Below are 12,764 nucleotides of genomic sequence, written 5' to 3' on the forward strand. Positions count from 1 at the left end.
GTGGTCGGTAGCCTGCGCGCATGACCGAGGACATGTGGGACGGCTTCGTGGCCACCGCGCTGGTCGAGGTGCGCCGGCGGGCGGCGGTCGTCGGCGAGATCGCCGGGGTGGCGCCGATGGTGGTCGACGGCGCGGAGCGGTTCGCGTGGAACGACTCGGGCGGGCAGTCGGCCGTCTGGTACTTCACGCCGGACGGGCGCGCGCTGCTGCTGACGTTCGACCACGAGTCGGACCTCAACCTGTACGCGGAGGGCGACTACGCGCTCCAGGAGTCGCTCTACCGCGGTGTGCCCGAGGACCTGGTGCGCCTGGTGCGCGACCGCCCCGAGAACTACGAGTCGTTGAACCTCGTCGACGAGGCCACCGGGAGCACGATCCACTACGCCGGCGGCGTGTTCTGGTTCGACGGTGAGCGGTGGCGTGAGGCCGAGGGGTTCCTGGCGCACTGCGCGGCGGAGGGCTTGGCGCCGATGGTCGAGTCGGGGTTCGGGTACTGCCTGGAGCCGTACCTGTTCGGGCGGGAGTTCACCCCCGAGTCGGTGGTCGAGAGCCGGGCCGACTGGTACCACGACGAGGCCGAGCGGGCCGCCGCGCTGGTCGAGATCCGGGAGATCTTCGCCCGGCACGCGTGACGGCCCGTGGCCGCTACCGACCACCGCGCAGGCGCACCCGCCGGCGACGCGAGCGCATCGCCGGCGGTGTCCGACCACCGGTTTCCCTTACAGGGTCACGAGCGCCTTGCCGAGGTTCTCGCCGCGCAGCATGCCGATGAACGCCTCCGGCGCCCGGTCGAGGCCCTCGGTCACGGTCTCCCGGTAGCGCAGCTCGCCCGAGGCGATCCAGCCGCCGACCTCGCGCACGAACTGCTCGCGCAGGTGCTCGTGGTCCCAGATGATGAAGCCGCGCAAGGACAGGCGCTTGCCCACGGCGAGGCCGAGGTTGCGCGGGCCCGAGGGGGTGGTGGTGTTGTAGTTCGAGATCGAGCCGCAGATGGCCACCCGGCCGTAGTTGTTGAGCGAGGCGATCGCCGCCTCCAGGTGCTCGCCGCCGACGTTGTCGAAGTACACGTCGATGCCGTCCGGCGCGGCCTCGGCGAGCAGGTCGGCGACCGGCCCGTCCTTGTAGTCGAACGCCGCGTCGAAGCCCAGCTCGTCCACCAGGTACCGCACCTTCGCCTCGCTGCCCGCGCTGCCGATCACGCGCTTGGCGCCGCGCAACCGGGCCACCTGGCCCGCGACCTGGCCGACCGCGCCCGCCGCGCCGGAGACGAACACCACGTCGCCCTCCTTGAACGCGGCGACGTCCAGCAGGCCCGCGTACGCCGTCATGCCGGGCATCCCGAGCACGCCCAGGTACGCGCCGACGGGCGCGGCCTCCGGGTCCACCTTGGTCGCGTCGGCGGCGTCCACCGCGGCGTACTCGCGCCAGCCGAGGCCGTGCAGGACCGTGTCGCCGACCTCGAACCCGGGCGCGTTGGACGCCACGACCTCGCCGACCGCGCCGCCGGTCAGGGCCTCGCCGACCTCGTAGGGCTCCACGTAGGACTTGCCCGGGTTCATCCGGCCGCGCATGTACGGGTCCACGCTCATCACGAGGTTGCGGACCAGCAGCTGCCCGTCGGCGAGGTCCGGCAGGGGCACGTCGACCAGGTCGAAGTTCTCCCGGGTCGGGAAGCCTTCGGGGCGGGAGGCGAGGTGGATCTCGCGCGCGGTGCTCGGCAACGTCATACCGCGTGCAACAGCGCGGCGGCGCGGTGCTGTTCCGCCGGTCAGGTGTGACCTGGGTCCCGCAGCGCGGTCACGCTCCGGTAGGTGAAGCCGAGCCGTCGGTAGACCGCGATGGCGGCCTGGTTGGACGCGTCGACCATCAGCCCGCACGTGCCGTGCTCGGCCAGCAACGCGCTCACCACGAACGAGCAGACGTTCGTGGACAACGACTTGCCGCGGTGGTCGGGGTGGGTCGCCACGCCCGCGACGAAGCCGACCCGGGGCGAGGGCCAGGCGTCCGCCGCGACGGCGACCAGCACGTCGTCGACGTGGATGCCCGCCCAGCGCGACGGTCCCGGCTCGCGGGGGCGGACCCAGGAGTCGGGGTTCGCCTTGCGCAGCAGCGACTCGACGTCGTCCTCGTCCCGTCCGGTCAGCCAGCGGGCGCCGGGGCCGGGGTCGAGGGCGCCGGCGCGTTGCATCCAGCCGAACGTGCCGACGACCGGCCAGTCGAGCTCGTCGGCCACGGCGGTCGTCACCACGGGGCGCACGCCGGGGCGCGCGTGGGCGCGCAGGAGCGCCGCGACGTCGTCGGCCGGGCCGGTGAGCACGAGGCGGTCGAAGCGGTACAGCGCGGGCGCCAGGACGGCCACCGCCCCGCCGTGCGCCCACGCCGTGCCGCCGCGGCCGGGGAGGAGGCACTGCGCGGCCCACCAGGCGAGGGGGTCGGGGGTGGCGGCGGACACGTCGGCGGGGGTGGGCAGAACACGCATGACCGCATCATCACCCAAGAGCTACCCTCGCCCGCATGGACATCCGGCGGATCACGTCGTTGGCCGCGGTGATGGCCGCGGGGCACCTCTTCGACGACGTGCCGCGCGAGGACGCCACCCGTGCGTTCCTGGCGGACGACCGGCACCACCTGCTGATCGCCTACGTCGACGGCGAGCCGGCCGGGTTCGTGTCCGGCGTGGAGACCATCCACCCCGACAAGGGCGTGGAGATGTTCCTGTACGAGCTGGGCGTGGACGAGGCGCACCGGCGGCGCGGGATCGCGTCCGCGCTGGTCGAGCGGCTGATCGCGCTGGCGGGGGAACGCGGCTGCACCGGGGTGTGGACCGGCACCGAGAAGGACAACACCGCCGCCCTGGCCACCTACCGCCGTGCCGAGGCCGAGCTCGACTTCGACACGGTCGCCGTCTCCTGGGGCTTCTAGCGGGCCCCTAGCGGAACAGGGCGCGCTTCTGCAGCGACTCCTCCACCGCCCGGAACGCCAGGTCCAGCGCGGTGTTGTACTCGCGCTGGTCTCGCGGCGGGACCGACTCGTCCGGCGCGGGCACCGTGGTCATGGTGAACCACCGCTCGTCCCACAGCAGCCCGACCACGGCCTCCCAGTGCTCCGCGACGACCTGCTTGACCAGCTTCTCCTGGTCGATGGCCTCGGCCATCCGGTCCTGCGACTCGGCCAGCCGCTCCAGCAGCTGCCGCACCCGCGCCCGGTCGGCGGCGCGCAGCCGCTCGGCCGACTCGCCGGCCAGCGCGACGACCTCCCGGTACCGCTCGATCGCCGAGACCGCCTCGACCTCCGGCACGGCGTGCCCGCTGGTGCGCTGCGCGGGCACGACCGATGCGTGGCTGATCATGGTTCCTCCCCGGTGTCGAACGGGATGACGACCTGCGGCCGCGAGTGCTCGAACCGGTCGAAGAACAGGCCGCGCCGCGGTCGCGGTGACCACGCCATGACCTGCTCCGGTCCGAACGACAGCAGTTCCTTGCCCTGGATGTCGAACGCGATCCACGCGCCGATGTCGTCGTAGACGCCCGGCGACAGGCTGTTCTTCAGCCGCTGCGCGCCACGCCACCAGCCGAGCACGTGGGTGCGGTTCTCCGGCCCGTGCTTGAGCACGGTCCGCAGGCCGTCCACCCCCGAGGCCCGGGTCGTCGGGTCCTTCGCCTCCAAGAGGGTGTGCGCCGCGTCCACCGCGTAAACCACCAGATAGTGCGGCGACAGCGGCGCGCCCGTCTCGCCCGTCATGCTCGCGGTGATCCGGGCCGCCGTGTCGTCCACGTGCTTGCGGATGCTGTCCAGGCCGACCAGTTCCACCGCGTGGCCCGCGTCGCTCAACTGCTTGTGCAGGCGTTCCGCGTGCGGCCAGGCGTCCTCGGCCAGGCACGCCAGGGTGAACCGGGCGTCACCGGGCTGGTGCTGGCGGGCCAGCGACAGCGCCGCGCCGCCCAGCACGCCCGCCGCGTCGTCGGCCAGCGAGCCGAGCACCGCGATGTTGCGGCCCGGCGTGCGGGCGAACCGCACCTTCGCCGCGCTGCCCGCCACGTCGATCACCTGGCCCAGCAGCACGGTGGGGCTGCCGCCGTCGACCGGCCGCAGCGCCCGGAAGTCCGGCAGCGCCCGCAACGCCGGCACCTTGCTGCCGTCGAACAGGATCGGCTCGGCCAGGTCCGCCGGGCGCCGCCGGTGCAGTTCGGCCTGCAAGGCGTCGAACGTGCCCTTGGCCGTGGCGTCGGGGATGCGCGCGACCTCGTTGCCCGGCCGCACGCCCGACTCGTGGTTGACCACGGCGTGCCAGCGCGGCAGCTCCACCGCGGCGTCGTTCTGCGGCTCGGCCAGCACCCGCCGCGCCTTGGGCAGCGCGACGCGCACGGTGAACTGCTCGAAGATCGCCGACTTGCCCCAGAAGCCCTCGATGCCGGACACGTCCTGGCTGGAGAGCACCAGGTGGATGCCCTGCGACCGGCCGCGCCGGGCCACGTCCTCCAGCAGCTGGGTCGCCTGCGCGGTGACCTGGTCGCGTTCGCCGAACAGGTACTGGAACTCGTCGATCACCGCCACGATCCGCGGCCAGTGGCCGAGCGGGTCCTCCTCGCGCAGCTGCTCCAGCTTGGTGACCTCGTGCTGCTTGGCCGCGTCCGCGCGCCTGCGCATCTCGTCGGCCAGGAACGCCAGCAGCGCCACGCCGAACTCGCGGTCGGTGTTGACGTTCACCCCGACCAGCCGCGCGTGCGGCAGCCAGGTCGGGTCCTTGCGGCCCGGCGCGAACTGCGCGAACGACACGCCCTCCTTGAAGTCCAGCAGGTACAGCTCCAGCTCGTCCGGCGCGTACCGGGCGGCGAGGCTGCCGAGCATGGCGTAGAGGAAGTTCGTCTTGCCCGAGCCGCTGGGACCGCCGATCAACGCGTGCGGCGACGTGTCGCCCAGCCCGACGTGGACCGGCTCGCCCTCCAGGAACCCGACCGGCGCGAGCACGCCCGCCGACGAGTCCTCCCGCCAGAAGTGCTCCGGCAGCAGGTCGGCGAACGTGCTGAGCCGGTTGCGGCGCTCCTCCCGCTTGTCCGCGATCGCCGCGCACGCGCGGGGCACCTGCGCGCGGGGCAGCGGCGGGTCGAGCGCGACGGTCACGTGCTTGCCGGTCATCGTGCACGTCGCGGACTGGTCGGCGGCGATCGTGACGGTCTCGATCGGCGAGTTGACCGTGACCGGGATGTCGACGATGAACAGCTGGATGCCGGCCGCCAGACCGTTGCGCGCCACCCGTTGCAGCTGCTGCTGGTGCTCTTCCCGCAACGGCTGCCGGTTGCCGAACAGCACCGCCAGCCGCCACGGCTCGGTGCGCCGCCCGCCCACCGCCCGCACCGACTGGTGGCCCTCGGTCAGCACGCCGGTGTGCACGCGGCGGATGTGGTCGGACAGCTCGTCGAGCAGCTCGTGCAGCCGCGCGGGGTCGTGCACGGTCAGCAGGCCCGCCCTGGTCAGCGGGTACAGGCCGGGCAGCGCGCCGGTGAGCTGGCCGACGTCCCACACGTGCACGTGCACCAGGCCCGGCTGGAAGTGGCTGAGCACCCGCAGCAGCAGCGACTCCACCAGCGCCTCGGCCGCGGCCCGGCTCTCGTGGGTGGAGGAGACGTGCAGGTGCGAGTGGTCCAGCAGCGGCACCGCCACCGGGAACCGCTGCGGCTCGGGCGCGCCGCGCACCACGCCGGTGCCGATGCGCCACAGCTCCGGCACGCCGTCGCCGCCGTCGGCGGTGCCCGGTGTGCCGAGCCACGTCTCGGGCGGCCACGACGCCGGGCCCGCCGCCGCCGCGTCGACCAGCGCGGTCAGCTGGTCGGGCCCGCGTTCGGACCACTCGCGGAACGCCTCGACCCGGTCGATCAACGCCCTCGCCAGCTGCTGCTCGAACAGCGGGTTGGCCAGCGCGTCGGCCAGCAGCGGGTCGGCCAGCGCCCGGTCGACGCCGTCGCCGCGCAGGATCACCTCGAACATGTCGCGGGCGCGTTCGTCGGCGAGGAGGCGGTGTTCGCGCGAGGCGTTGCCCAGCGCCGCGGCGACCGCCCGGCGGAACTCCTCGAAGGAGCCCTCGATCCTCCTGCGGCGCTCGTCACGCCTGCTCACGTCACAGCTCCACGGCTAGGCGTTGGACCAGTTCCAGGCTGCCGACGATCAGCTCCAGCTCGTCGGCGAACTTCTCGCCCGCCGCCACGAACCCGGCGGGCACCAGGGACTCGTGGTGGTCGGCGCTCGCCTCGAGCAGGATGTCGACGGCCTCGTCCAACGCGTTCTGGGCCTCCCGAACGCTGCGGTAGGCGTCCCTGAGGAACTCGCAGCTCTGCTCGAGAGCGAGCTTGATCTCGCCTACCGAGGTCACGTCACAACCTGGAATTGATGCTCTCGGCCTGGGTGATCCCGGCGCCGAGGTGCTTCTGCAGGTCGGTGACGCCGCTGACCACCTCGGCGAAGCGCGCGTTCGCCTGCTCCACGTCGGCCTGGACGCTGCCCTGGGTGGCCGTGCTGAGCAGCGCCTGCGCGTCCTCGGCCAGGTCGGCGGCCTGTTGCAGGGCGTTCACGCTCTGGCCCGCCTTCTCGACGGCCTGTGCAATCGCGTTGCGGACCTCTTCGATGCTGGCCATGTCGGATCCCGACCCCTCCTGGCGAAACTGCTCGAGTTCCTATAGTTGAAAGTAGTACCTAAAGTTTCACGATTCACAAGCAAGATCGGCTGACCGGGTGGCCTTCGAAATCCACTCGATCGGGTCAGCGAAGTGGATCTCAGTCGGGCACCGTCCACACGAATGCCGAGTCCGGTGTCGCTGTCAGTTCCAACGCGGTGATCCCCGCCCGCGGCGCCGGCGCGGCCGACCAGCGGATCGACCCGGACCCGTCGGACCACTCGACCTCGGACCACCCCGAACGGCCCAGCGACGCCACCGCGTCGTGTAGCGCGACCGTGGGCGAATTAACGCTTGAGCCGAGGTCGATGTGCACGCTCAGTAGGTGCCCGTGGGGAGCCACTCGGGTGATCTTGCCACTGCGCGCGACCCGACTCGCTACCGCCCGCGCTTGCCATTCGGCTCCCGCGGACCGGTCGGTGGCCACGTCGACCCGCAACGACAGCCGCGAACCCGCCCGCGGCGGCGCCGCGCTCACCCGTTCAGGCGCGGGCGGTTCGTCCGGTCGCCCCCGGTCGGCCACGGGCTGGTGCTGCTGGGGATCGCCACCGGCCCACGCCTCCACCAGCAACCGCTCCGCGCCCGGCACCAGGCCGTCGAGCAGCGCCGGGTCGTCCAGCACCGTCCACGCCGTCGGCGGCTCGCAGGCCACCCGCGGCGTGGGGAACTCGTCGCCGAGCTGCCGGACGAACGTGCGCACCGCGCGGGCCAGCGCGCCGGCCACGTTCTGCGTCGCCCGCTCGCCGCTGACCCGGCTGATCGTCACCGACCAGCAGCCCGGTTCCTCGTCGGAGCAGTCGAAGGCCCGCACGACCCGCCCGCCGACCTGGCGCAGCAGTGCGGAGCAGGCGGCGCGCGCCTGCTGCTCGTCGTCGGCCGCCACCACCGCGGTGATCAGCAGCTCCAGGTCTTCACCAACCATCTCGCCGCAAATTGTCCATGACACGCGTGTGGCGCGTGAGGGTGCCACTGATGTCACCCATAAGCAGGGACTTGCGCCCACCCCTCGTGATGTCCGCTGATCAGGCCGTTTTGGCCGGTCTAACCCCCGTTCACACGATGCGGTCGGCGATGTCCGGTGACCTCCCGTGCGAGGTAACGATGTGAGCGCATGGCCATCTACGCCAAGGAGGTTCCACCATGCGCAGCATCATCCGACTGGTCGCCGCAGGCGCCCTCGCCCTGCCGATCATCATCGGTGCCTCGGGCATCGCGTCCGCCGACGTCGAGTTCGACCAGGACAACGCATCCGCCACCGCGGACGGCGCCACCCTCCACGAGTTGGCGTCCGGCGCCGACGGCGAGGGCGGTTCGTACTTCTACGAGGCCTACGAGGTCGCCGGCCCGTACGGTGCGGGTTCGTTCCACGTGCTGGCGTGGACTTGGCACGGCAACGCCGGCTACCACGACGGATATGCCTGGTCCAGCCCCTATGGCGCGTGGACGGGGTCGACATCGGCCCATGCCGACGATGACCACCACCACCACGACGACTGATCCGCGGTGAGGTAGGGCGGTGCCCGTCGGCCGCCCGCCTGCTTCGGGTCGGTTGACCCGGAGCGCGTTCCGGCTTGTCGAGCGCGCTCATGACGATCACCTGCTGGGCAAGGTCGCGCTGGTGACCGGAGCCTCGTCGGGCATCGGAGAGGCGACCGCCGCGGCGTCGGCCCGCAAAGGGGCCGCGCCGCGGTGATCGCCGCCCGGCGCGTGGCGCCGCTCGAGGCGTTGGTGGGACGCCGCTCGGTCCGACCGGCTCCAGGCGGACGTCGCGAACGCGGTGCGGTACCCCGTGACCCGGCCTGAGCACGTGGCGGGCAACGAGGTCCTGGTGCGGCCGAACGACCAGTGCTGTCGAGCGCCGCGGCGGGCGCGGCCGGCGTGGTCAGCCCAGCCGGAGCACCCGGCGCACGAACGCCACCACGTCCGCCAAGACCTCGTCGGAGTTGACCTCGTTGAACACCTCGTGCCGCGCGCCGGGGTAGACGCGCTCCTCGAACAGCAGGCCGCGCAACCGGTCGGTGCCGGTGCGCGTGTCCGCCGCCGGCACCCACTCGTCGGCGTCGCCGTGCAGCCACAGCGTCGGCAGCTGCTCCAGCGAGGGCCCGTAGTTCACCTCGTCCAGCGCGCGCTCCAACGCCTCCAAGGACTCCCGCCGGTACGGCCCGTGCCACACCAGCGGATCGGACGCGTACCGCTTGCCGACCTCCGGGTCGCGCGACAGCAGCTCCGGGTCCAGCGGCGCGCCGGTGTCGTCGGACCCGAGCCGGTCCAGCCCTTCCCACGTGCCGAGCACGGGCGCCGACAGCACCAGCGCCGCCAACGGGTTCGACTGGGCGTACCGGGCCGCGACCAGGCCGCCCTCGGCGTGCCCGACCAGCACGGTGGGCAGGTCGGACGCCGCCGAGCTCACCGTGGCGCCCAGGTCGGCCACCACGCCGTCGTAGTCGTCGATCACCGCCCGCTCGCCCTCGGACCGGCCGTGCCCGACGAGGTCCGACGCCACCACCAACGCGCCCGCGTCCACCAGCGCCTCGGCGACGTGCGCGTATCTGCCGCTGTGCTCGCCGTAGCCGTGCACGAGGACGGCGAGCCAGGTGGCGTCCAGGTTGGGCCAGGTGCGGACCGCGAGCTCGCCGGCGTGGCCGGGGACGTTGGACTCGATCACCTAGGCAGCGTAGAACGCGCTGATCTCGATCTTCCCCCCGGCGCACACCGGACCCAGGCCCCACTGCAGGCTCATCGGCTCGGTCTCGTCGGGCGGGATCGCCGCCGCCCGCGGCGCCTCCGCCTGGCACGGCCGGTCGACCGGCTCGGCGCCGCTGGGCACTACCGTCCAGTGCAGGTTCGCCGCCGCCGCCTCGCCGGGCGCGAGCAGCACGGGCGAGGGAGCGGGATCCGGCGTCCGCTGGAGGTCGGTGGGCAGGGGGTTGCCCGCCGCGTCCAACAACTGCAACCCGCTGTACCCCTTGATCGTGCACGGCGACGAGCCGTTGTTGGTCACCACGAGCTTCGCGTACCGGTTCCCCGCGCCCGCCTCGGTCGACTCCACGGCGCCCGCCAGCACGTCCGCGGTGCAGCGGCCGGACGCGGGCGCGGACGCCTCGGACGTCACCGGCGCCGAAGAGGGGGGAACCGGCGGCGCCTCCGAGGACGTCTGCGATTCCACCACGATGGTCGACTGCTCGGCCGCTTGCCGGGGAGTCCCGCACGCCGCAAGCGCGACCGCGAGGGCGCCGAGCGCCACGAGTCGCCTCATGTCCACCTCCTGGCTAGGGAACGGGTCCTTAACAACAGGACGTACCCCACCGCCGGACGGTTGGGTGGATCGGCCAGGAATTCACTGGATCGGGCGCATCATTGACGCCTACCCACCCGCGACGGGCCGGATCAGGCCGGATCGGCCTCTCCGGCCCGGGCCGCCCACCCGCCGGGCAGCACCGGCAGGTCGCCCACGCCGGCGGTCCACACGTACGTCCAGCAGACCCGCCCGTCGGGCAACGTCACCCGCACCCGCCGGTACTCGTCGCCCTCGTACTCGTCCAGCACCGGCAGCGCGTCCTCCGGCCGTTCGAGCCGCAGCACGTGCCCCGGCACGCCGGGCCCGTCGCCGGGCCGCAGCGCCGGATAACCGCGACCGGTGTCGTGCAGCGTCCCCGGCAGCGTCGCGGCCACCGGGTCGCCGTCCACGAACGGCTCCACGAGGCGCCACGCGCTCATCCCCGGCTGGAGCGTGCCGTACACGAACAACCGGTCCGGCCAGTCGTTCGGCGACGGATCGCCGTGCACCGGCGTCACGTCCAGCCCGTCCCCGTCCGCCGGCCGACCGCCGAGCCTGCGCGCCGCCTGCTGGTCCACGTCGGCGCAGCGCACCGCCCGGCCGTTGACCAGCAGCGGCATCCGCCTCGTCCCCGCGCCGGTGTAGGCGAGCACCGAGTCCACCACGCCACCGTTGAACAGCGTCACGCGACCGGTGTGCACGCGCACCAACCGGTACCGCAGCCCTCGCCCCTCGCAGCGGTCCAGCACGCGCAACTGCTCCGCGGTGGCGAACCACACCGCGTGCTCCTCCTCGACGCCCGGCGCGGCGGCGAGCGTCGCCGGTCGCTGGGCGTCGGTCTTGCGCAACCCCGCGGCCCACACGGCGGCGAGCCCGTCGCACCGGGCCCTGAGCACGACCGCCGGGCCGGTCAACCCCAGTTCCTCGCGCAGCCACGTCACCTTGGCCGGGTTGGCGTTGGAGCCGTAGGCCAACACCGGCATCCGGCCCGCGAGCGGCGGCTCGCCGTGCACCGCGAGCCAGTCGTCCAGGTCCTGCCCGTCCGGGGCGACCCGCCACCCGGAATCGGCGCCGGGATCGGGCGTGACCGGCCAGCCGGCGCCGTCGAGGTGCACGAAGCAGTGTCCCGGCCGAGCTCCCGGATAGGGCTCGGCCGGGTGACTATCGTCCGTGAAGGGCTGCGTCATGGTTCCCATTCTGGCAAACCACACCGCGAATTCACCGGTTGTTGTTTTTCGCTCGGCCTCAGACATCGGACCTTTTTGCGCTATTGATCTCCGATGACGGAGGGCTGTGCCAGGGGTCTGGCCGGCAGGTCGGAGGTGTGGACGTGACCTGTCACACGTTCTCGGACCGCCGCGCGTCGTACTCCTCCTGCGCCGCCAGGAAGTTCGGCAGGTTCTCCTCGATCCAGCCGAACAGCTCGCTGATCTGCTTCGCGGCGTGGGCGCCCAGCGGCGTGAGGGAGTAGTCCACCCTCGGCGGGATCACGGGGTGGACCTCGCGGTGCACCAACCCGTCGCGCTCCAGCGCCTGCAACGTCTGCGCGAGCATCTTCTCGCTGATCCCGGTCACCGCCCGGCGCAACTCGCTGAACCTCTTCGTGCCGCCGCCGTCGTCCAGGAGCTTGCCCAGCACCAGGCTGCCCCACCGCCCGGTGGCGTGGTTCGCGATCACCCGGGTAGGGCAGTTGTGGTCGTATACGTCACCACGCAGCTCCATGGCACTCACTCTACCTGCGTACTTTCCCGCTCGTAAGTACCACACCTTCAGGTAGGTACTTACGAATAGTTAGCACCTCGACCTAGCGTGGTCCCCATGACGACCTTGATCACCGGCGCGACCGGCCACCTCGGCTCCCTGATCCTCGAGCACGCCCGCACCCGCCTCCCGGCCGACCGGCTCGCCGTCTCCGTGCGCGACCCGGAGAAGGCCGAGGGCCTCGGCGTCGAGGTCCGGCCGGGCGACTTCGACGGGCCCCTCGCCGACACGTTCGCGGGCGTCGAGACGCTGCTGCTGGTGTCGGTGGACGGTCCGGACGAGATCCGCGTGCAGCGGCACCTGAAGGCCGTCCGGGCCGCCGTCGACGCCGGTGTGCGGCACATCGTCTACACGTCCGTCACCGACGCGGACACCTCGCCGCTCGGCTTGGCGAAGGTGCACAAGGCGACCGAGGAGGCGATCCGCGCGACCGGCATCCCGTTCACCTTCCTGCGCAACGGGATGTACCACGAGAACTACCTGCCCCACGCGCCCGGCCCGATCGTCAGCGCCACGGGTGAGGGCCGCATCGCCAGCGCGTCGCGGAACGACCTGGCGCTGGCCGCCGCCGTGGTGCTCAGCACGCCCGGCCACGAGAACGCGGTCTACGAGCTGACCGGCCCGCGGGCGTGGAGCTTCGACGAGCTGGCCGCGCTGGCGGGGACGACCCACGAGAAGGTGAGCGCGCCCGATCGCGTCGCCGCGCTGAAGGGCTACGGCCTGCCGGACTTCGTCGCCGAACTGCTGGCCGACATCGAGGTCAACATCAGCCGCGGCGTGCTCGCCGACGTCCGCCCCGACCTGGAGAAGCTGATCGGCCGAACCCCCACCACCATCGAGGACGCCGTCCGCGCCTGACCGACCGGGCCCAGCAGACCTGGGCCCGGCCGACCCGGGGCCGGCCTCGCCCGCGTCCAGCCGACCCGGGCAAGGCCGGCCCGGCGTTCCAGCCGACCGGGCCCGGCCTAGCGCCTGTTTCACAAGTCTCGTTCGATGAGAGTCGCGCCTGAGGTGGTTCCCGGCGGTGCGGCCGAATGGGCCGCATACCGCTGTTGTAT

15 protein-coding genes are annotated in these 12,764 nt (G+C 72.6%); 4 read left to right on the top strand and 11 right to left on the bottom strand.

Annotated features, from left to right (window positions below; all coding sequences use genetic code 11):
• The first annotated feature begins 20 nt into the window (after positions 1–20).
• The gene (locus tag ABTZ99_RS30115; protein WP_498784945.1) at positions 21–632 is read left to right on the top strand and encodes a hypothetical protein; all 612 of its coding nucleotides are present in this window, start codon (positions 21–23) and stop codon (positions 630–632) included.
• An 87-nt stretch (positions 633–719) separates the two neighbouring features.
• On the opposite strand, the gene ABTZ99_RS30120 is transcribed toward ABTZ99_RS30115, so the two are convergent.
• Both ABTZ99_RS30120 and ABTZ99_RS30125 read right to left on the bottom strand, forming a co-directional pair.
• Positions 720–1,727 carry an NADP-dependent oxidoreductase gene (locus tag ABTZ99_RS30120; RefSeq protein WP_498784947.1) on the bottom strand — a complete coding sequence of 336 codons (1,008 nt, stop codon included), beginning with the start codon at positions 1,725–1,727 and terminating at the stop codon, positions 720–722.
• Between the two features lie 41 nt (positions 1,728–1,768).
• A complete protein-coding gene (locus tag ABTZ99_RS30125) occupies positions 1,769–2,479 on the bottom strand; it encodes a GNAT family N-acetyltransferase (RefSeq protein WP_499615982.1) in 711 nt (236 codons plus the stop codon).
• 35 nt (positions 2,480–2,514) lie between these two features.
• Here ABTZ99_RS30125 and ABTZ99_RS30130 point away from each other — a divergent pair, with 35 nt between their 5' ends.
• On the top strand, positions 2,515–2,922 hold the full coding sequence (locus ABTZ99_RS30130) for a GNAT family N-acetyltransferase (protein WP_498784951.1): 408 nt from the start codon (positions 2,515–2,517) through the stop codon (positions 2,920–2,922).
• Between the two features lie 7 nt (positions 2,923–2,929).
• Here ABTZ99_RS30130 and ABTZ99_RS30135 read toward each other — a convergent pair whose 3' ends face one another.
• From ABTZ99_RS30135 to ABTZ99_RS30155, 5 genes are all read right to left on the bottom strand, one after another.
• Positions 2,930–3,349 (bottom strand): hypothetical protein, encoded by a 420-nt coding sequence (locus ABTZ99_RS30135; protein WP_498784953.1) that lies wholly within the window; start codon positions 3,347–3,349, stop codon positions 2,930–2,932.
• On the bottom strand, positions 3,346–6,114 hold the full coding sequence (locus ABTZ99_RS30140) for an FtsK/SpoIIIE domain-containing protein (RefSeq protein WP_499615985.1): 2,769 nt from the start codon (positions 6,112–6,114) through the stop codon (positions 3,346–3,348). Before ABTZ99_RS30140 ends, ABTZ99_RS30135 begins: the two co-directional genes overlap by 4 nt.
• 1 nt (position 6,115) lies before the next feature.
• Entirely contained in the window at positions 6,116–6,367 is a 252-nt protein-coding gene (locus tag ABTZ99_RS30145; RefSeq protein WP_498784957.1) for a hypothetical protein, read from the bottom strand.
• 1 nt (position 6,368) lies between these two features.
• Positions 6,369–6,629: a hypothetical protein gene (locus ABTZ99_RS30150; RefSeq protein WP_498784959.1), complete on the bottom strand. Its 261-nt coding sequence runs from the start codon at positions 6,627–6,629 to the stop codon at positions 6,369–6,371.
• Between the two features lie 139 nt (positions 6,630–6,768).
• Positions 6,769–7,590: a hypothetical protein gene (locus tag ABTZ99_RS30155; protein ID WP_499615989.1), complete on the bottom strand. Its 822-nt coding sequence runs from the start codon at positions 7,588–7,590 to the stop codon at positions 6,769–6,771.
• 218 nt (positions 7,591–7,808) lie between these two features.
• Between ABTZ99_RS30155 and ABTZ99_RS30160 the strand changes: the two genes are divergently transcribed.
• The gene (locus tag ABTZ99_RS30160) at positions 7,809–8,165 is read left to right on the top strand and encodes a hypothetical protein (RefSeq protein ID WP_498784963.1); all 357 of its coding nucleotides are present in this window, start codon (positions 7,809–7,811) and stop codon (positions 8,163–8,165) included.
• 385 nt (positions 8,166–8,550) lie between these two features.
• On the opposite strand, the gene ABTZ99_RS30165 is transcribed toward ABTZ99_RS30160, so the two are convergent.
• The 4 genes from ABTZ99_RS30165 to ABTZ99_RS30180 all read right to left on the bottom strand — a co-directional run bounded on the left by ABTZ99_RS30165 (position 8,551) and on the right by ABTZ99_RS30180 (position 11,667).
• Complete coding sequence (locus ABTZ99_RS30165) at positions 8,551–9,333, bottom strand: alpha/beta fold hydrolase (RefSeq protein WP_498784965.1); 783 nt, start codon at positions 9,331–9,333, stop codon at positions 8,551–8,553.
• Positions 9,334–9,924 (bottom strand): DUF4232 domain-containing protein, encoded by a 591-nt coding sequence (locus tag ABTZ99_RS30170; protein WP_498784967.1) that lies wholly within the window; start codon positions 9,922–9,924, stop codon positions 9,334–9,336. It lies immediately after the preceding gene.
• Positions 9,925–10,055: 131 nt separating this feature from the next.
• Entirely contained in the window at positions 10,056–11,060 is a 1,005-nt protein-coding gene (locus tag ABTZ99_RS30175) for a gamma-glutamylcyclotransferase family protein (protein ID WP_499615992.1), read from the bottom strand.
• 223 nt (positions 11,061–11,283) lie between these two features.
• Positions 11,284–11,667 (bottom strand): winged helix-turn-helix transcriptional regulator, encoded by a 384-nt coding sequence (locus ABTZ99_RS30180; protein ID WP_499615995.1) that lies wholly within the window; start codon positions 11,665–11,667, stop codon positions 11,284–11,286.
• Between the two features lie 96 nt (positions 11,668–11,763).
• On the opposite strand from ABTZ99_RS30180, the gene ABTZ99_RS30185 reads away from it, so the two are divergent.
• Positions 11,764–12,564 carry an SDR family oxidoreductase gene (locus ABTZ99_RS30185; protein WP_498784973.1) on the top strand — a complete coding sequence of 267 codons (801 nt, stop codon included), beginning with the start codon at positions 11,764–11,766 and terminating at the stop codon, positions 12,562–12,564.
• The last annotated feature ends 200 nt before the right edge of the window (positions 12,565–12,764 follow it).

The sequence above is a fragment of the Actinosynnema sp. NPDC002837 genome (assembly GCF_040295345.1).
GTDB lineage: Bacteria > Actinomycetota > Actinomycetes > Mycobacteriales > Pseudonocardiaceae > Actinosynnema.

Bases quoted from the DNA above. Each gene is read 5' to 3' on its own strand.
- ABTZ99_RS30115 (WP_498784945.1), top strand. From the start codon at position 21: ATGACCGAGGACATGTGGGACGGCTTCGTGGCCACCGCGCTGGTCGAG.
- ABTZ99_RS30120 (WP_498784947.1), bottom strand. From the start codon at position 1,727: ATGACGTTGCCGAGCACCGCGCGCGAGATCCACCTCGCCTCCCGCCCC.
- ABTZ99_RS30125 (WP_499615982.1), bottom strand. From the start codon at position 2,479: ATGCGTGTTCTGCCCACCCCCGCCGACGTGTCCGCCGCCACCCCCGAC.
- ABTZ99_RS30130 (WP_498784951.1), top strand. From the start codon at position 2,515: ATGGACATCCGGCGGATCACGTCGTTGGCCGCGGTGATGGCCGCGGGG.
- ABTZ99_RS30135 (WP_498784953.1), bottom strand. From the start codon at position 3,349: ATGATCAGCCACGCATCGGTCGTGCCCGCGCAGCGCACCAGCGGGCAC.
- ABTZ99_RS30150 (WP_498784959.1), bottom strand. From the start codon at position 6,629: ATGGCCAGCATCGAAGAGGTCCGCAACGCGATTGCACAGGCCGTCGAG.
- ABTZ99_RS30155 (WP_499615989.1), bottom strand. From the start codon at position 7,590: ATGGTTGGTGAAGACCTGGAGCTGCTGATCACCGCGGTGGTGGCGGCC.
- ABTZ99_RS30160 (WP_498784963.1), top strand. From the start codon at position 7,809: ATGCGCAGCATCATCCGACTGGTCGCCGCAGGCGCCCTCGCCCTGCCG.
- ABTZ99_RS30170 (WP_498784967.1), bottom strand. From the start codon at position 9,924: ATGAGGCGACTCGTGGCGCTCGGCGCCCTCGCGGTCGCGCTTGCGGCG.
- ABTZ99_RS30180 (WP_499615995.1), bottom strand. From the start codon at position 11,667: ATGGAGCTGCGTGGTGACGTATACGACCACAACTGCCCTACCCGGGTG.
- ABTZ99_RS30185 (WP_498784973.1), top strand. From the start codon at position 11,764: ATGACGACCTTGATCACCGGCGCGACCGGCCACCTCGGCTCCCTGATC.